Here is a 20,612-nt window from a genome sequence, read left to right on the forward strand (position 1 = left end):
TTCTGAAGCATCGGCGTGGTGGCCTGGCGTCAGAGGATCAGGTTCGATTGGTGCAGCATGTTCAGGTTGGTCGTCCCGCCCAGCACCACCACGGCCTGCAAGCTGGTGTCACTCATCATGCTGGAGGAATGGAAGATCGTTGCCTGGTTGCCATTATCTGCATCCTTGAAGACCAGGAAGCCCTGATCCGCGACATTGGAGTTGGCCGTCACCCTTGCCACGGCATCCTGCTGGGTCATCGCCACGTCTTCGAAAATGATCACGTTCTTGCCCTGGTAAGCAAATTCGCTTGGAGGCATGGTCCCGTAGAACTGGCCGACATTGGCATTGCTGCCGAGGTTGGCGATACCGGACAGATCGATACGGTCGCCGCCCCAGGCCGGGTCATTGAACGTGAAGTTCAGGACCGTGTCGGTTCCATCCTGCAGTGAATCGATCTTGACGACCGAACCCTGCTGCGATCCCTGGTTTGTCATACTGAGTGCCGTCAGGTCGATGCTGTCGTTGCCTGCGCCACCGTTAATGGTGTCGCTGCCCAGGCCGCCAACAATCGAGTTGTCGCCGCTGGTGCCGACGATGGAGTCGTTGAACTCGGTGGCGCGCACGTTTTCGATACTGGCAAGCGTGTCGGTGGTGTACCCGGAAGCCGTGCCGGCTGCCAGGTTGATCGCCATGCCGGAAGTAGCAAACTGGTAGCTAACCATGTCATTGCCAGCGCCACCAAAGTACGCGTCGTTACCGCCGAAGCTGTTGAACCGGTTGTCATTGGCGTCGCCGGTGATGATGTCATTGAACCGACTACCCTGCACGCCTTCGACATTCCTTACCTCGTCCGTACCAGTCAGGCCGCCTGCATAGCTGGCGGTGACGGCGAAAGCCCCGGTGACGGAATCTGCGTTCATGTTGACCGTAACCCCGGCGCTCGCTTGTACATAGTCAATGATGTCAAATCCGCCAGCGCCATCGACCGTATTGTTTCCGGCCAGGGAACGGATTACGTTGTCCCCGGCGCTGCCCGTGATCGAGTCGGCAAGGTTGGAACCGCGCACGCGTTCGATACTGATCAGGGTATCGGCCCCGATGTTTCCGCCGCTTGCACTACCGTTGGCGAGATTGATGAGCAGGGAGCTGCCGCCTGTGACGGTGCTCGTGGCCGCATTCGCATAGTCCACCCAGTCGTTACCAACGCCACCATTGATCAGGTCGTCACCGGCATTGCCGCGCAGCATATTGTCATGGGCGTCACCGGTGATCGTGTCATTGAAGGCGCTGCCCATCACTGCCTCGATCCCGATCAGTGTATGGGTAAAGGCGCTCGTGCTTGCGGTAGCAGGCGCATAACCGCTTGCGCTACCGGTGCCGTTCAGGGTGTCGGCGCCGAGGTTGACCGACACGCCAGTGGTGGCCGCACCTGTCACCGTGGTGGCGTTGGCATAGTCAGCCCAATCGTACTCACTCAGCGACAAGCCCAACGCGCCTGGCAGGCTGGAATTGCCGCCATTGAGCGTGTCCGCACCGCCATTCCCGCGCAGGGTGTCTGCACCGTGGCTGCCTTGCAGCAGATTGGCGCCGTTGCTACCAACCAAAAAGTCGTTGAAATCGGAGCCAACCACGTTTTCGATATTCAATAGAATATCGGTACCGCCGAGCCCGCCAGCGACGCTATCCAATCCATCCCGCGCAGTCCCGCCCTGCACGGTAACGGTTCCGCTTCCTCCCGGATTAACCGAACTGACATTCACGCCGTTCAGTGCCCCACCAGACAGATTCACGATCACGCCGCTACTGAAGTTGGTATTTTCGTAGTAGAGCGTGTCGCCGCCCGCACCGCCGTCGATGCTGTCGTTGCCGCCTGCACCCATGAAGCCATCATTGCCGGCGCCGCCGGTCAAGGTGTCGTTGAAGTTCGAGCCGATCACACCGTCAATGCCCAACAGCGTATCCGTTCCAATATCAATGCCACCCGTCACGCTGCCACTTCCGTCCGCGCCAAGCGTGGCCGTTACTGCCGACTGCGACATGAAATAGTTCGCATACCCGGCGCCCACCGTGCTGTCCAGCGTGTCGTTGCCGGCACCGCCGATCATCTCGACTTCGCCAGTCCCGCCAACCAGCAGATCGTCCCCGGCTCCGCCATCCAGCGTCGAATAGCCCGAACCGCCGGTCAGCGTATCGTTTCCGCCCTCACCGAACAGTTCGGCCTCCCAGTCACCAGCGACCATCTGGTTCGGGCTTTCGTCGCCATGCAGCACGATCGTGCGCCACGTGTCACCGGTCGTGGCTGTCAGCGCCGAAACCTGGACCGACAGTGGCGTGGTGTTGCCGCTGAAGTCGAACACCAGTGTCTCCACATGGGACACGTTGTCATTGCCAAAGCCGTTGACCAGGTCACTCAGGTCTTGCACCACCCAACCGTTCATGCCGGTGAAAATCCTGGCCAGCGCGGTGCTGCCTTGCATGACCAGGTTGGCATCGGCCTGCGCGTCATAGACCACGCTCAGAGCGCCGGTGGCCGTGGTCTTCAGCAGGAAGGCGGCAACGTCATTGCCGTCGGAGCCGTCGATGTAATCGTTTCCGGCGTCACCGACCATGAAGTCGTCGCCATTGCCGCCGTAGATATTGTCATCGCCCGCGCCGCCGTACAACAAGTCGGCGCTGTTGTTGCCCCACACATTGTCATTGCCGCCGCCACCGAGCAGCGTGCCGCCGTGGGAAAAATCTGCCTGCAGCGTATCGTTGCCGCCCAGACCCATCAGGACCGCCGGGCCATTCGGGCTTGCGAACAGTTCATCGCCCTGTGCGCTGCCGAATACCAGCGGCACGTTGATGCGCGAATCGGACTGGGAGAAGCGGAACTCCAGGTTCTCCACTTCAGTCACGGTGGCAATCACAGAGAAATTGCTGAAGTTCAGCACTTTCAGCACGCCGGCATCATCCACGCTCAATCGGTACAAGCTGGTGCTGGCCGTCGCATGGAAGCCGGTTTCGTCCCAGTAACCGGTCTGGCTCTGGATCGCAGGCCCCGAAATGCGGCCGACCCCGTTGACCATCTGGCCCGGCAGGGTGAACACCAGGCTATCGGTGCCATCGCCGCCAACGATGGTGTCGCTGCCGCCGCCGATGAAGACGCGGTCGTTGCCGCCGCCGGCATTGATCACGTCATTGCCGCCGTCGCCAATGATGGCGTCAAAGCCGGCATGGCCGGTGATGGTGTCGTTGCCGGTACTGCCACGAATCAGGTAGCGCGATGTCGTGCTGGCGTCGGCCGACACATCGATTGCGTCTGAATTCTGCGAACCCTGGATGAATGTGTTCGGATCGGTCATCATGCCCGGGTCGACATAAGTGGCCACTGCCTTGGTCAGGACCAGCGACTGCACGTCGCTGTACTGGGCTGCGCCATTCGTGTCCTTGAACATGATGTGGTACAGCATGCCTTCTACGCCGGCCGGATAGGCGGTGCCGGCCGGGACGATGGAAGTCGCCCCGATCGTGCCGTCAGCCGCCACCGCTTCCACCTTGCGCACAGTGCTTTCGCCGGTGCCGGTGACGGAGTAACGCAACGTATAGCCATTGGCCGCCTCCAGGGTGCTCACGCCTGCCAGGTAGACCGGCACGCCCAGCATGTCGCGCTCGCCCAGTCCGCCATCGACGCCGGCAAAGATGCCGTTCGTCGGCGCCAGGGCAGGATCTTGCTCGTATGGCCCCACCACATCGTTGCCGGCAGTACCGGTCGCGCCGGTCATGCTGCCATGGATGTAGCCGCCGGCAGTGATGGTAGTGTTGGAGCCGGCCAGAGTCAGGTCGGCCGCCAGGCCACCGACATACTGCGGCTCGGTAATGGTGGCGCCGTTCAGGCTGATCTGGTTGATGTGGTACTGCCCGGACACGCCCGCTTCGATATCGTAGACGAACTGCATCGACGATTGCGCGCCGCCCATAGCGTCGCCGTACGGCACGAACGCGGCCTGCACTTGCTGCGTCGTGTCGCCGTCCTTGATCGTCAGGTTCAGCACGGGCGCGCCGACGATCGTCACCGGATTGGTGAAATGGACCGTGATCCGGATCTGATCGTCGCCGGCGATAAGCACGCTGCTGCTCTGGTCCGCGGTCCAGTCGATCCGGGTTGTCGTGCTGACGTCGGCTGGTACCGACAGGTTGGCCAGGGTGACGGTGAACGGCGTCGCATTGCCCGAATAATCAAACACCAATTGTTCGACACCGGTCACCGTATCGCTGCCGAAGCCGCCATTGACGCCGGTGATATCTTCCACCGACCAGCCGTCCATGCCCTGCGTGATTTTCGCGAGGTTGATACCGCCTTGCTTGATGGCAAAAGCGCCGATCGAGCCATCCCACTCGCAGCTCAGCGCGCCACTTGCGGCTGTCGTCAGCAGGTAGCCGGCTGTATCGTTGCCATCGCCACCGACAATGACGTCGTTGCCCAGGTCGCCGACGACGAAGTCATCGCCGCCAGCGCCCTGGAGCGAATCGACGCCGACGCCACCGTACAACTTGTCCGCGCCGGTGCCGCCGTACAAGGTGTCGTTGCCGCCGCCGCCAAGCAGCGAGTTGCCGGCACCATTGGCCTGCAGGCTGTCGTCGCCGGCCAGGCCCATCAACATGGTCCGTCCCTCTCCGGTAGCGGTCAAACCGTCGGCGCCGCCAGTGCCGAACAGCAGCGGCACGTTGATGCGCATGTCCGACTGCGCAAAGCGGAACTCCAGGTTTTCCACTTCAGTCACGGTGGCAAGCACCGTGAAGTCGCTGAAGTTCAGCACCTTCAGCACGCCGGCATCATCCACGCTCAGGCGGTACAGGTTGCTGCTGGCCGTCGCATGGAAGCCGGTCTCGTCCCAGTAACCGGTCTGGCTCTGGATCGAAGGTCCGGAAATCCGTGGCGCCACGCTGACCATCTGGCCCGGCAGAGTGAACGTGAGGCTATCGGTGCCCTCGCCGCCAACGATCGTGTCGCTGCCGCCGCCGAAGAAAATGCGGTCATTGCCGCCACCGGCATTGATCACGTCGCTACCGCCGTCGCCGATGATGGCGTCAAAGCCGGCATGGCCGGTAATGGTGTCGTTGCCGGTACTGCCACGAATCAGGTAACGCGTTGCCGTGCTGGTATCGGCCGACACATTGATCGTGTCCGAACCCTGCGAACCCTGGATGAATGTGTCCGGATCAGTCGTCATGACCGGGTCGACATAAGTGGCCACGGCCTTGGTCAGGACCAGCGGCTGCACATCGCTGTACTGGGCTGCGCCATTCGCGTCCTTGAACATGATGTGGTACACCAGGCATTCGACGCCGGTCGGGTAAGCGGTGCCGGCCGGGACGATGGAAGTCGCGCCGATGGTGCCGTCAGCCGCCACCGCTTCCACCTTGCGCACGGTGCTTTCGCCGGTGCCGGTGACAGAGTAGCGCAGCGTGTAGCCATTGGCCGCCTGCAGCGTGGCCACGCCGGCCAGGTAGACTGGCACACCCAGCAAGTCGCGCTCGCCCAAGCCGCCATCGACGCCTGCAAACGTGCCGGCAGTCGGCGCCAGGGCCGGATCTTCCTCGTACGGCCCCAGGAGCTCATTGGCGCCGGTGCCGGTGGCAGTATTGATGATACTGCCCAGGATGTAGCCGCCGGCCGTGATGGTGGTGTTGGGGCCCGCCAGGTCCAGGTTGGCCGCCAGGCCACCGGCAAACTGCGGCTCGGTAATGGTGGCGCCGTTCAGGCTGATCTGGTTGATGTGGTACTGGCCGGACACGCCCGCTTCGATGTCGTAGACGAACTGCATCGACGATTGCGCGGCTCCCAAAGTACCGTACGGTACAAACGCGGCCTGCACCTCGTGCGTCGTGTCGCCATCCTTGATCGTCAGGTTCAGCACAGGTGCGCCGACGATCGTCACCGGGTTGGTGAAATGGACCGTAATCCGGATCTGGTCCTCGCCCGCGATCAGCACACTGCTGCTCTGGTCCACGGTCCAGTCGATCCGGGTTGTCGTGCTGCCGACCGGCAGCTGGGATTGCAGCTCGGCCGACGTGATCGCCAGCGTTTCCGCACCGCCGCCGAAGCGCAGCGTTTCCACCGCCAACAGACGGCTCGAACCGAAACCATTGTTGATTCCGGCTGCATCCTGCACCATCAGGGCACCCGCCTGCTGCGTGATGGTGGCCACCGCCTCACCTGCCTGGCGCACGACGAAGCCGCCCTGGGCACTCTCATACGCCCAGGTAAGTGGCCCGGTGCCGGCGCCTCCCAGCGCAAATATCGCCGTGTCATTGCCAAGGCCGCCGTCGATCGTGTCGCTGCCGCCACCGCCTTCGATGATGTTGTCGGCTTCGCTGCCCACAATGTTGTCGGAGAAAGCCGATCCACGTACATCCTCGATCGCCAGCAGGGTATCAGTCCCGCCCTGGCCATCGGATGCGGAACCCGGTCCATTCAACTGCAGGCCGACCGTCACGCCGCTGCTGGCATGGCTGTAGTCGACCATGTCGCGGCCGCCATGACCATCGATGGTGTCACTGCCGGCACCACCGACGAACACCTCGGTGACGTCGGTCCTGTCGGTGCCGAAGAAGGTATCGCTGTACGCCGAGCCGATCACGCCTTCGATGCTGCGCAGCACGTCGGCGCGTTCGATGCCGTTCACCATCCAGCCATCCACCGTGTCGGCCAACTGCACGGTGACCGCAACGCTGCTGTTGCTGTAGTCGACCACGTCAATGCCGAGGCCACCGTCAATCGTGTCGGCACCGGCGCCGCCGTCCAGATGATCATTGCCATCGCCGCCATACAAGGAATCGTCGCCATCGCCGGCATTGATCGTGTCATCGCCACCCAGGCCGCTGATGACATCGGTACCGCCGGTGCCGCCCAGCGTCTCGCCGGACTCGGTGCCGTTGATGATGACGTTGGCGCGGCTGTACGACAAGCCGGAGAAATACACCGTTCCGGATGGGTTCTGGTCGTTGTAAACCAGGAAATCATCGGCCGTATAAGTGCCTTGCAGCGAAATCAGCAAGTCGGTGCCGGGGGTGACGTCAAGCCCGAACTGGACCCATGTAGTGCCGTTACCGCGGTTGACGACCGCGACCTGTCCCTGCTCGAGATCCGTCATGTGGTCGTTGGACAGGATCGTGGTCTGCAATGCATTCGCGTACTGGTACCATAAGGACAGGTTATCGCCATCGCCGAAGTCGAGAATCTGGTCAACCTCGTTCGGATCATTGGTCCAGGTGATGTACTGGAATGTGTCATTGCCACCACCGCCGGTCAGCACATCGCTGCCGCCATTACTGGTGATGACGTTGCGCCGGATATCGCCGGTGATGTTGTCGGCGAAATTGGAGCCATTGACCTGGACTTCTTCTATATTCTGCAACTGGTCGGTCCAGATCATTGACTCTGACTGGAACGCGGTCCCGTTCGCCACGAATTCAAGACTTCCGCCGGACCAGTAAAAATCGTAAATGGCCGTGTCGTAGCCAGCGCCACCGTCGATCAGGTCGCTGCCGGTATTGTCCGGACCGCCAGCGCCAAAGAAGTCATCGCCGGCGCCGCCCAGCATGGTGTCGTCCCCGGCGCCACCGCTGAGGTTGTCGTTGCCATCGCCGCCTTCCAGGATGTCGTTCCCTTCCCCGCCGATTAGCTGGTCATTGCCGCCCAGGCCGACGATCCTGTCAGCTACGCCCGTGCCCGGCAGGTAATTGTCGTCGCCATCACCGGAAATGAAGTTGGGCGGTACATACCTGACGTACGCGCCGCTTTCAGTCTCGAATGCCCGGAAGTCCTCTGCCAGGTAGCTGCCCTGGAGGTCGACCATGAAATCGGCGCCACCAGTCTGGTTCGAGCCAACATAAATGCGCGTGACATCATTCACCGACGTCCCGACCATCATCTCGCCAAGCCCGAGCATGGACGGGTCGTCGCCTTGCATGATGCTGCTGATGACCAGGCCCGACAGGTTCAGGCTGAACCCATCACCGGATCGCAAGTCGGTGATCCGGTCGATGCCGTGTGACTGGGCCAGGTTGAAGCCGAATGTATCGTCGCCATCGCCACCGGTGAGGGTATCGCTGCCGCCATTGCCCGCGATGTAGTTGACGCCGCCGTCGCCGGTCAGGCTGTCATTGCCGCTGCCGCCGATGATGTCGATCTGCTCGAAGTTGCTCAGCGTGTCGGTACCGCCAAGCGTATTCACCTGCGATGTCGTCAGGCCCTGCAGGCCGCCACCGGCGGCAAAGTTCACTGCCGTCTGCCGGCTGCTGAAGTCGTATGCCGCCACGTCATGGTCGGCACCGCCGTCGGCAATGTCGCTGCCGCCGCTATTGCTCACGCCCAGGACAATGCGGTCGTTGCCGACACCGCCATTGAGTACGTCGTTGCCGGCTCCGCCAATCAGCGTGTCATTGCCGTCAGCGCCGTTGAGCGTGTCATTGCCAGCCTGGCCTTCAAGCTGGTTGCCGTTGATATCGCCGCTGATGCTGTCGTTGAAGCTGGAGCCGCGTACATTCTCAATGTTGAGCAGCGTGTCCTGGTTGCCGTAACCGTCATTGGATGCCGTGAACGCAGACAGGTCGACCGTGACGCCACCGGTGGCGCTGCCGTACTCGACGCGGTCGGTGCCCGCACCGCCATCGATCGAGTCATTGCCTTCGCGGCCCTCGAATGTCTCTACCGAGACCGAATTGCTGCCGAACAGCGTGTCGTTGAAGGCCGAACCGCGCACGCCTTCGATATTGCGCAGCGTATCGATGCCCTCCACGCCATTCACCAGCACGCCGTCGTGGGCAGTGCCGTCGCCAGTTCCGCCCAGCGTTACCAATACGCCCTGGGTGCCGCTGGTGTAGTCAACGCGGTCGAATCCGCCCTGGCCGTCGATCGTGTCGTTGCCGCCGTCACCGACAAAAAATTCAAAGTCGGTAACGCCCTGCTGATTGGCCGTGTTGCGGCCGGTCAGCGTATCGCCGAACCTCGATCCGCGCGCGCCTTCGATACTGACCAGGGTATCGGTGCCGCCCTGGCCGTCGCTGGCCGTTCCCGCTTGCAGGTTGACGGTGACGCCAGTCGTCGCGTTTTCATAGCGCACGAGGTCGGTGCCAGCGCCGCCGACGATGGAGTCGTCCCCTGCCCCGCCTTCAAGCTGGTCGGTCACATCGGTACGGTCAGAGCCGGTGATGGTGTCGTTGTGCGCCGAGCCGCGCACATGGTTGATGTTGGTCAGTGTGTCGCTGCCAACGCCCGCGCCGCTGGCGGTGCCTAGCTGCAGATTGACCGTGACCGGCCCCGTCGCGCTCGCATAGCTGGCGCGATTGCTGTTTGCCTGTGTCACCGTATCGATTGTGCCGCCGTCGATCACGTCGTCACCGGCGCCGCCTTCAAACTGCTCGAACACCATTGCCGAGCTGCCGGTGAGGGTGTCGTTGAAACCTGATCCCACCACGATATTCAGGTTGGTCAGGGTATCGGTGCCACCCGAGCCATCGAGCGCCACACCGCTTGCCAGGTTGACGCTGACGCCGGCTGCTGCACCTGCGTAGCTGACAATGTTCAGGTCGGTGTTATTGATCTTGTCGGTAATCGTGCCGCCATCCAGGATGTCGCTGCCGGCGCCGCCGATCAGCGTGTCGCGCCCTGCACCGCCCCGCAGGGTATCGTCGCCGGCGCCGCCGGACAAGTTGTCGCTGCCGGCACCACCGACCAGGCTGTCATTGCCGCCACTGCCAACCAGCGAGTCGTCACCGCCAAAGCCGGACAGGATCGCGCCGCCATTGCCGCTTGCCGCAAGGCTGTCGTTGCCGATGGTGCCCAGGCCTGCCTGCAGGCTTGCCGTTCCGGAATTACCGGCGTCATCCTCCACCGAGACGGCGCCCGTCACGGCGCTGGCCTGGACGCCAAGCATCGTGCTGCCCTGGGCCGCAACCGTGGACAGGATGGTGCCGTTGATGCTGATCGTGCCGCCTTCATCCGCGCCGACGACCACGCCCTCAGGGTCTGCCTGGACAGTGACGGTGGGCGCGACGGTATCAAGCGTATAGGTGAGCGAGCGTACGGTGCTATTGCCCGCCGCATCGACTGCCTTCAATTGAATGGTGTAGCTGCCGTCCTGCGCGAACGCCGGCGCGGTCAGTGACTGTGGCAGGCCGGTACCGTCACCGGTGCCGGCAGGCTGGAAGCCGCTGCCGTCGCCCATATCGATCGACAGCGTGGCCGGACCTGCCGTGAACAGCAGTGTCGGCGTAGCGTCATTGGATTTGCCGTCGCCGGCCAGGCCGCTGTCGCTGCCGATATCGAGTGCGAGATCGAGCAGGGACGGCGCAATGGTGTCGATGGTGACCGTGCTTTCCGCCACGGCACTGGCATTGCCAGCGGCATCGGTGGCAACAATCTGGATCGTGCCCTGGCCATCGGCCGGTATTTCGCCGGCGCCAAAGCTGGCGCTCCAGTTCACGCCGTCCACCACGGCTGCCTTGGTGGTCGCGCCCCATGTGAGGCTCACTGTCGTGCCGGCCTCGGTGGTGCCGGACACGATGACGCCAGCGGTCTTCTCTTCGCTGTTGACGAAGTTATCCGTGGCCACAGCCGTCACGGTCGGCAATGCCGGTGCACTGGTGTCGATCGTGACGCCAAAGCTGGCGCTACGCGTGCTTTCATTGCCCACTGCATCGCTTGCCGTGGCGCTCAACAGAGCGGCGACGCCGTCAGTCAGCGCCGTCGTGGTATAGGTCCAGGCGCCGGACTCGCTGGCGGTAGCGGTGCCAAGCAAAGCTTGGCCGTTGAAGATCCTGATTGTCGACAGGGCAGCTGCCGTGCCCTCAATCTGCAGCATCGTGTCGTCCGTGGTGCTGCCAGCCTCAAGCGTGCCGGTGATGCTGCCGACGTTATCAGTCACCGCGGTGATGACTGGCGCATCCGGCGCGGTGATATCTACCGTGTAGGCGACTGCCGTGCTGGGCGCGCTGGGCGAACCGGCCGCATTCTCGACCACTGCGGTAAAGCTATGGCTGCCTTCAGCCAACTGCTCGAAAGGTACAAAGCTCCATGTGGCGCCGGTGACCTGGACTACACCGATCTCGTTGCCATTGTCATAGATCTTCACGATATCGCCGGGAGCCGATGTCCCGACGATCGCACCTGACAGCATCGGCCGCGTTTCGTCACTGACACCCGTCGTGACGTCGCCAGTGATGTCTCCGCTAAAGTCCCTGATCCGGGTAATCGTTGCCGTCGATGTCGGCGGCGTCGCATTCACGCTCAGCGTGAACGCAGTGCTGGCTGCGCCGGCATTGCCTGCTGCGTCTTCAACCCGCGCAGTGTAGACATGGTCGCCGTTGCTGCTTGTTTGCACGGCAAAGCGCCAGCCGGTCTGCGTCAATGTTGCCGCGCCGAGCGCCTGCTGGCCGTCATAGACGACGATCATCTCGCCCTCGTTGAGGGGGCCGGTGATGGTTCCCAGCAGGGCTGGTGTGTTGTCGTTGGTGATAGCGCCGCTTTCCAGCGTCTCCGGCGTGCCGACGTTATCTTCCGCGCCGACAATGGCCAGTGTTGCGGCCGGTGCAGTGGCATCCACCGCCACGACGGTGAATGCCGCCAGGCTGAAGTTGCCGGCCGCGTCCTCGGCCGTGGCGCTGATCGCCGTTGTGGGCGAATCAACCGGTATTTCACCTGTAGCGAAACTGGCTGTCCATGTGCTGGATTCAGACGCCGTCACAATCTTTGTCACGGCGCCCCAAACGACCGTCACCGTCGCGCCGGCTTCAGCGCTGCCGGTTACCGCCACGCCGGCGGCTTTCTCGGCTGCATTGACGACATTGTCGCCCGCGATGTTGGCGAGCGTGGGCTGTTCCGGCGCGGACGAATCGACCGACACCGATTGCACGGCGGCGGCGCTGGCATTGCCGGTGGCGTCCGTCGCCACCACGTTGATATTGACGTTGCCATCATCCGGCACCTGGCCGGCGCTGAACGTGACGCTCCAGGCGTTATTTACTGCCGTCGTCATCAATGTCGACGTTCCCCAGATCACGGCGACGCTGCTGCCGCTTTCGGCGGTGCCGGACACGACCACGCCAGCGAGCTTCTCTTCGCTGTTGACGACGTTGTCCGTGGCCACGGCGCTCACGCCTGGCAGCGCGGGCGCGCTGGTGTCGATGGTGACGGCAAAGGTGGCGCTTGGACCGCTTGCATTGCCCGACGCATCGCTTGCCGTGGCGCTCAGCAGATAGGCGGCGCCGTCAGTCAGCGCAGTCGTGGTGAAGCTCCAGGCGCCGGTATCGCTGGCGCTGGTCTGGCCCAGCAAGGTCTGCCCATTGAATATCCTGACGGTAGACAGCGCGGCTGCCGTGCCATCGATCTGCAATGTCGCGTCGTTGGTCGTGCTGCCGCCCACGAGCGCGCCGGTAATGCTGCCGACGTTATCGGTCACCGTGGTGATCACCGGTGCCGCCGGTGGCGTGGTATCAACCGTGTACGCGACAGCAGTGCTTGCAGCACTGGGCGAACCCGCCGAATTCTCGATCACTGCGGTAAAGCTGTGGCTGCCTTCTGCCAACGGTGTGACCGGTGTAAAGCTCCAGCTCGCGCCGGTGACTTCAACCGAACCGATCAGGTTGCCGTTGTCATAGAGGGTGACGATGTCGCCCGGGGCCGATGTCCCGACAATTGCGCCCGACAGTGTCGGTGTCGTGTCGTCGCTGGTGCCGGTCGTGACTGCGCCAGTCACACTGCCGCTGTCGTCCTGGATGCCCGTGATGGTCGCCGTCGATGCCGGCGGCGTCGCATTCACGCTCAGGTTGAACGCAGCGCTGGCGGCGCCGGCATTGCCTGCTGCATCTTCAACCCGCGCCGTGTAGACATGCTCGCCGTTGCCGGCTGATTGCACCGCGAAGCGCCAGCCGGTCTGGGTCAATGTTGCGGCGCCTAGGGCCTGCAGACCGTCGTACACGATGATCATCTCGCCCGCGCCGAGTTCGCCGGTGATGGTGCCGATCAGGGCCGGTGTGCTGTCATTGCTGATGTCGCCGCTAGCCAGCGTTTCCGCCGTGCCGACGTTATCTTCGGCGCCGACGATGGCCAGCGTTGCGCCCGGTGCTGTCGCGTCGACGATCACGTCCAGCGTCGCGGCAAGGCTGGTATTGAGTGCGGCGTCTTGCGCGGTGACGGTAATCGTCGCCGCCAGCGAATCCGCAGGAACGTCAGTTGCCGCGAATGTGGCAGACCATGTGCCGCCCACGCCGGCCAGCGCCGACTTGGTCACGGAACCCCAGACAATCGCGACAGTCGAGCCAGGCTCAGCGCCGCCAGAGATGGTCACGCCATCCGCTTTCTCGCTGACGTTGACGACATTGTCAGTCTCGACGCCGGCGATGGTCGGCAAAATCGGGGCGACGGTGTCTATCGTGAACGGCAACGAGCCGGCAACACCGACATTGCCCGCGCCATCGCTTGCCACGGCGCTGATTGAGGATGTGCCGTCCGCCGGAATTTCGCCGGACGTAAAGCTCACGCTCCATGCGCCACCGGTGGCAACAGCCGTCTTGGTGACATTGCCCAATGTCACGGCCACGCTGGCGCCGGATTCCGCCGTGCCGCTTACGTTCACGCCATTGGTTTTTTCTGCCAGGTTCACGCGGCCATCGCCGCTAACGGCGCTGATCACGGGTGCGCCTGGCGCAGTGGTGTCGATCGTCACGCTATGGCTGGCGCTGGCTGCGGTCGTATTGCCGGCGGCGTCGGTTGCCCGGGCGGTGAATACCGCTGTGCTGCCGTTGGCCAGCGCGGATGCCGTCGGAATCGTGTAGGTCCATGCGCCAGTGGCGTTGGCAAAAACACTGCCCAGCAGCGTGCCGCCGTTGAACACCTGGACCTGCGCGAAATTCTCGGCTGTGCCGTTGATGCTCAGTGTCTGGTCGTTGCTGCTGGCGCCGCTGGCCACTGCGCCGGTCTGGTTCGCAGCATCATCCACCACACTCGTGATGGCCGGAATCGCTGGTGCTGCCGTGTCCAGTATGTAGCTGCCGGTACGGACTGTGGAATTGCCGGCCAGGTCGGTCGCCTTGAGGCGAACCACATAGGTGCCGTCCGCCACGTAGGCCGGCGCTGTCAGTGACTGCGCCGCACCGGTTCCGACCAGGTTGCTCGCCTGGTAGCCGTTGCCGTCGCCCCGGTCGATTTCAAGCGTCGCACCGGCCTCTGCCGTGAACTGGATGGTCGGGGTGGCGTCATTGCCACGCCCGTCGCCCTTGACCCCGGTATCGCTGTCGCTGCTCAATGCGAACGAGGTCAGCAATGGCGACGCCGTGTCGATCCCGACCTGGCGTGTAGCAAGTTCGCTGACATTGCCGCTGGCATCCGCAGCGGTGGCGACGATGGTTTCGCCGCCCTGGCCCATGGCAGTGATGTCGCTCGCCAGCAAGGTATAAGACCAATCGCCGTTGCCGTTTGCGGTGACGACACGCACATTGCCTGTGCCCAGAACCAGGCTGATCGTGGCGCCCGCATCTGCCTGGCCAGTGATGGTACTGGTCACTTCGGCGCTATTGATGATGTCGTTGCCCGCGACAGCGTTGATGGTCGGGGTATTCGGTGCGACGGTATCGACCGTGATGGTGCGCGAAACGCCGGTGCTCGGGTTGCCTGCGGCATCGGTGGCGGCAATGCTCAGCGTCGCCGCGCCCTGGCCCATCGCTGTAATGTCGGCCGATGTCAGCGTATAGGTCCACGTGCCGCTGCTGGATGCGGTCACGGTACGGCTCGCGCTGTCCAGTCCCAGCGTCACCGTCGCGCCGGCCTCGGCGAAACCGGAAATGACGCTGCCCTGTTCAGCGGCATTGATCACGTCGTCACCGGCCACCATGTTGCTGCTCGGCGCCGCGCCTGCAGTGGTGTCCAGCGTCAAGGACAGCGCGCTGCTCATTGCACCCTGGTTGCCACCCGCGTTCTCTACCACGGCCTTGAGGCTGTGCACGCCTTCGGTCAATGCCGTCGAGGTGTAGGTCCAGGTGCTGCCGGTCACCGTGGCGTTACCCGCCAGGCGTGTCGCGCCGTCATACACGACGATCACGTCGCCATCTGAAAGCGCGCCAGCAATGCTGTTCACCAGGATGCCGCCCGACAAGGTCGGCGTCGTGTCGCTGGTCAGGCTGTCGCCGCTGATCGTCAGCGTCGCCACAGGGACGGTCGCATTGACCAGCACGCCATAGGCAGCGCTGGTCGTGCCCTGGTTGCCGGCAGCATCTTCAATGCGCGCGGTAAAACTATGCACCGCGTTGGTCAGGCGCGAGGTGGTAAAAGTCCAGGTAGTGTTGCTGACCACGGCACTGCCGAGCCGGGTTGCGCCATCAAAAATAACGACCACATCGCCATTGGCCAGTGCGCCGGACACGCTGCCCGACAGCGCCAGCGTGTTGTCATTGGAAGCGCCGCCGTTGGCAATATTGCCTACGTTCGGGTCCACGTTATCGCCTGCAGCCGTAATGCTCGCCGTCAAGGTCGGCGCCACGGTATCGACCGTCAAAGAGCGGATTGCCGAGGTGCTGATATTGCCGGCGGCATCGGTTGCCGTAGCAGTGATGCTTTCGCCGCCCTGACCCATCGCGGTAATGTCGGCCGCGACAACGTTATAAGTCCACACGCCATTGCCACCGGTCGTGACTTCCCGTGCATTGCCGCCGAGTGACAGGGTGATTTTGGAGCCAGCCTCGGCCACGCCTGAAATGACCGTGCCGCCGGACTCGGCCAGCGAAATGACACTGTCGCCGGCAATCGCATTGATCACCGGCGCAGCAGGCGCCTGGGTGTCGACCACGATGTTGGCGGTGGCCGCCGAGTTGGCAGCATTACCGGCCTGGTCACGCAGCGTCGCGCTGATCGCGTTGCTGCCTTCGGCCAGTACCGTGGTGACGGTGACATCCTTGTAGCCGGCCGTTACATCGTCTGCTGTGAGCGCAACGATCGCGCTGACATCGACGCCGCCTTTTTTCAATACCAGTGTGTCACCGGCGATCACGGCCTTGCCCGTAGTGTCCTGGGTATTGAAGGTGACGCGCACCGTCGGCGTGGTGTCATTGGTTGCCGCAATGCCGGCTGCTACCGGCGCATCCGGTGCAACCGTGTCCAGGAACTGGCTTTGCGCGGCGCTGATGTCGCCCAGCGACTGCGCTTCGCCGATCTTGGTCGAGGCATCGGCAATCGTGCTTTGCTGCGCATCGGACAGCGTCACGCCGGCCAGCATGCTGCTCACCGTGCTGGAGTCAGCCAGGTTCAGCGTGGCGCCACTGGTGCCGGCCGCCTCGATCGAGGTGGTCAGGTTGGCGAGCACCGATGCACCATTGGCGGCATTGCCGTCGCCGCTCGATGCCAGCGTGAAGACCGTGGCAATCTGGGCCGCCGCTTTTTGTGCGGTGACGTCGCCCGCGACCAGCGGGTCGTAGTCCGTCAGGCTGCCGCCATTCAGGCTGATACCGAGCGATGTGGCGACCGTGTTGGACGCCGCCGCAATGGTAGCCGTGTCCGCCGTTCCGCCGGCTGCCACCGCTTTGGCGACCACCGACTCCACCAGGGTCGTCAGCGGGTTGACGCTGGTAGACCCGGCTGGCGCTTTGAGCGGCATGAGGTTGGCCACGCCGGTATCGATATTGACGCCGCCGACCGCGATGATGGTGCCCATCGGCGCGCCGGACGGGATGAAGAAATCACCGGCATCGCTGGTGAAGCCGACAAAGAAGTCGGTCAATTCGTCGGCCGTGCCATTGTTATTGGTGTCGATATAGACTTTTGCACCGCGCACATAGCCGTCGGCCAGTTTGCCGCTGGCAAAGCCCACCGCGTCGTTGCCGGCAGCATCCTGCACGGCGTTGGCGTTGTTGACCAGCGCGTCGTCGGTATAGACCACGTTGGTCATGGTGCCAATTGCCAGTGCCGACTGCAGCGTCAGCACGACATTGACGCCGTTGACAACAGCAGCGGTCACCGTGATGCCCACGCCACCCTGGGTGACGGTAAAACTGCCCGGCAGGGGCGGATTGGCGGCGTCGAGCGTGCCATTGAATTCGACCGTGACTGTTGTTCCAGTTGCACCGGCCACCTTGACTACCGACGGCGCCAGGGTGTCTGCTACCTGGATCGACTGGGTTGCCGCAGCACTGGCGCCACCATTTGCTGCGCTGACGGCGGCAGATGCGCCCACATCGACCGTCACATTGCCTTCAAATCCGGCAGTCGGCGTGACCACCAGGGTATAGATCTTGCCGGCCGGATCAGCCGCAAACGCGCCCTTGGTGCCATTGGCGACGGTCACATCGGCGGCGGTGAAACCGGTCACCGCCTCGTTGAAGGTAAAGGTATAAAGGATATCGCCGGCGGCAACGCCGGGCTTGTTGTCGGTGATGGCGACGGTTGGTACAGTGCGCGTCACCCCCGCCAGGACCACCGGGTCGGAACTGCCGCCACCGCCACCAGCTGCCGCACCGACCACGGCCAGGCCAGCGACAACCCCAAGCGCCGAAATCGATCCGGCCGCGGCAACCGCCGCGCCTGCCGTAGCTGCACCGGTCGCGCCAGCTGCCCCCGCCGCCCCAGCTGCGGAGCCCGCTCCTGCTGCCGCGCCCGCCCCGGCGCCTGCTCCCGCTCCGGCGCCGGCCCCTGCAGCCCCACCCGCACCACCAGCACCGCCGGCCGCTTCAGCCTGCGCCAGCAGCATCGGTTGCTCGCTCGCCCCGATAGCCGAATCCGACAACTGTTCAGCCAGATCCGCCAGGCCATCCTGCGATGCTGCTTGCGCCTCGTCCGCCAGCAGCTTTTTCTTGAGCGCTCCCTTTCCGACTCGAGATTTTTGCCCTGATGCAAGTCCGTTGGCTTGGAACAAGTCGAGCTGAATCAGCGGTTTCTTAGTGACCGGCATGGGGAACTCCAGGGAAAGTAAAGTCGAAGACGAGAACGTTGCGCACCAAAACAGAGCGCAAGTGGGACGAAGCGGATGCAGTTTTCAGGAACACTTCAAGCGCAATCGGATAGGCCAATGACAACAAGGCCAAATCATTGCATGGTTGTTACCGAAAAACAATAAAAGTAACTAATTTTCCATTGACCGAACGAACTATTCCGGAGTCAGCTTTTTGTAAGCTTGGCGATCCACGCCAGTTGTTGGGGCAGGCAGATCCGTTTCAGGTCATATTGCCCTTGGACAAGATTCCTGGCGGCGCTGCCCAGCCGCTCCCGCTGCGCCGGGTCATCAAGCAAGCCGCACACCCGTTCTACCAGCGCATCCCGGTCGAAAAAGTCGACCAGCAGCCCGGTTTTACCGTCTTCAATCACTTCGGCCACCGGCTGCGTGTTGCTGGCGACGATGGCGCAGCCGGCGCTCATTGCCTCCAGCAGGCTCCAGCTCAGCACGAACGGATAGGTCAGGTAAACATGTACGCTTGACAACTGCAGCATTTCGATGAAGTTCGGATAGGCGACATGGCCCAGGAAGTGGACCCGCGCCCTTTGCTCCGGCGACAGTTCCCCGACGATTTCGGAAAAGAACACATTGCGCCAGCTTTTGCCCGGCGGCGGCCGGTCGCCATAGCTGACGTCATCGCCGCCGACGATCAGCACATGGGCGTTCGGCCGGCGCTTGAGCAAGGCCGGCAGCGAACGCACGAAAACGTGGTACCCACGGTAAGGCTCCAGGTTGCGGTTGACGAAGGTGATCACTTCCGCGCTGCGGTCGAGCACCAGCTCGCGGCCTTCGGCGCCGGTCAGCGTGAGCCGCGCCGCCGGATTGGGCCGGACGGCATCGGTATTGATGCCGTCGTGGATCACGCTGATCTGTTCCCGGAATGGCGACGGGAAGGTGCTGGCTTGCCAGCGGGTCGGTGCGATGCCGGCATCGGCGACCTGGAAATGCACCAGGTTGCCCAGGTTCTTCAGGGCGATGCGGCAGCCGGCGCTTGCCAGGTCGACCGGGAATTCCGGATCGAAACCGACGTCGGTGCCGGTGGGCGTGTAATGGAATTCGCAATACAGGCCCAGCCGGGCATCGGGCCACACTTGCTTGATGAACATGCTGTCGCCCCAGCCGGGGTGGGCGACGATCGCATCGGGCATGAAACCGCTTTGCCTGAGTTGCTGCGCGATGCGGAATACGGCTTCGGCGCGGATTACCTTGGGTTCGAAATCGGCCAGCCAGGGGTGGATGTTCTTTGCCGTCGGGCGGTCGTTGCGGTAGGTGAGGATGCGTACGCCGCTCCAGGTGGACGGGCTGTCGGCGCGGTTGCTGATGGCAACTACTTCATGCCCCTGCTGCGCCAGCGCCGGAGCGAGGTGCTTGAACTGGCCGGGAAAATTCTGGTGGATGAACAAGATGCGCATGGGGCGATTCGACAGGGTCGGCGAAGCGCAGATTATGCGTTGAATTTGCGCATTGCGGTCACATCGGCGGCTGCGGCGCTCTGGTAATATCCAGAACAATTCTGCGTCCAGGTTTTGCCCGCAAGACCGGACGCGGTTCGCGTTATTCCCACCCTTAGCCTACGGCCCTGCCCTTGCCCTCCACCCCTGCCCGGCGTCCGCCAAAATCGTCTGCGGCCAAGGCCCGCCCGAAATCCGCCCAAGCGATGGTCGCGAATGCTGACCTTGCGGGCGCCGGCAATGCGGTCGGGCCCCGTTCCCTGATGCGCGTGCTCAAGCTGTTCGAGGCTATCGCCAGGTCGCCCAACGGCCTGACGCTGGCCGAATTGAGCGCCCATCTCTCCGCCCCGAAAAGCAGCTTGCTGGCGCTGTTGCGGCCCTTGGTGGCGACCGGCCATTTGTCCCATATCGAGGGCCGCTATGGCCTGGGCCATGCCATTTTCCAGTTATCGGCCGACATCATGGCGGCGCATTCCTTTTCCAAGGTGGTGCGGCATTACATGGAAGATTTGATGTTGCGCGCCGGCGAAACCGTCTATCTGGCGGCGATCGACCGCGAAACGGGGCAAGTGACTTACCTGGAAAGCGTGGAGAGCCGGCAGGCGGTGCGTTATGCGGTGCCGGCCGGTACGGTGCGGCCGCTGTATGTGTCCTCCGCCGGACGGGTGTTGTTGGCGTACCAGGATGCGGCATGGCGGGAGGGTTATATCCGGGGCACGAAGATGACGCATCTGCTTACCGGGGGGGCGATTGACAAGGTCTGGTTGCGGGAAGAAATAGAGCGAATCCGGGTGGCCGGGGTGGCGGTCAGTATCAATGAGTCGGTGTCGGGGGCGGCGGGCATATCGGCGCCGATATTGCTGGCCGATGGGACGGCGACACACTGTTTGTTGATGGCGGGACCGGCGGAGCGGGTCCAGCGGGAGTTGCCGCGATTGAAGGCGTTGATTCGGGAGGTGGCGGGGAGGGTTTCGGGGGTTTTGAGGGATGTGGGTGGGGCGAGATGATTATTTTTAATATTGGGTAATCTGTTTTATTTTTCTTTTTATTTGTATTATTATTTTTGCCTGTTTTTCGGATTTTTGCTTCGGTTTTGTTAATCGTTTTTTATTTTCGTTATTGTTAAGCGGGGTGTGCGCCCCCGCGGGCGCGTAACTTTCTTTTTGACGCGTCAAAAAGAAAGTCACCAAAGAAAAAGACGCGAAAACCCATTTGGCTA

The 20,612-nt window shown here is 63.0% G+C and carries 4 protein-coding genes; 1 reads left to right on the forward strand and 3 read right to left on the reverse strand.

From position 1 onward, the window contains the following. Nucleotides 1-29 precede the first annotated feature (29 nt). Together Q7T64_RS10540 and Q7T64_RS10545 are read right to left on the reverse strand one after the other, a co-directional pair. The gene (locus Q7T64_RS10540) at nt 30-17,900 is read right to left on the reverse strand and encodes an Ig-like domain-containing protein (protein ID WP_304795281.1); all 17,871 of its coding nucleotides are present in this window, start codon (nt 17,898-17,900) and stop codon (nt 30-32) included. A gap of 206 nt (nt 17,901-18,106) precedes the next feature. Then, on the reverse strand, nt 18,107-19,354 hold the full coding sequence (locus tag Q7T64_RS10545) for a glycosyltransferase family 4 protein (protein ID WP_304795283.1): 1,248 nt from the start codon (nt 19,352-19,354) through the stop codon (nt 18,107-18,109). Nucleotides 19,355-19,656: 302 nt separating this feature from the next. Between Q7T64_RS10545 and Q7T64_RS10550 the strand changes: the two genes are divergently transcribed. Next, a complete protein-coding gene (locus tag Q7T64_RS10550) occupies nt 19,657-20,400 on the forward strand; it encodes an IclR family transcriptional regulator (RefSeq protein ID WP_304795286.1) in 744 nt (247 codons plus the stop codon). A 6-nt stretch (nt 20,401-20,406) separates the two neighbouring features. Here Q7T64_RS10550 and Q7T64_RS10555 read toward each other — a convergent pair. Beyond that, the coding region (locus Q7T64_RS10555; RefSeq protein ID WP_304795285.1) for a hypothetical protein at nt 20,407-20,612 on the reverse strand (206 nt) is incomplete at its 5' end.

Source organism: Lacisediminimonas sp., assembly GCF_030645335.1.
Taxonomy (GTDB): domain Bacteria; phylum Pseudomonadota; class Gammaproteobacteria; order Burkholderiales; family Burkholderiaceae_D; genus Lacisediminimonas.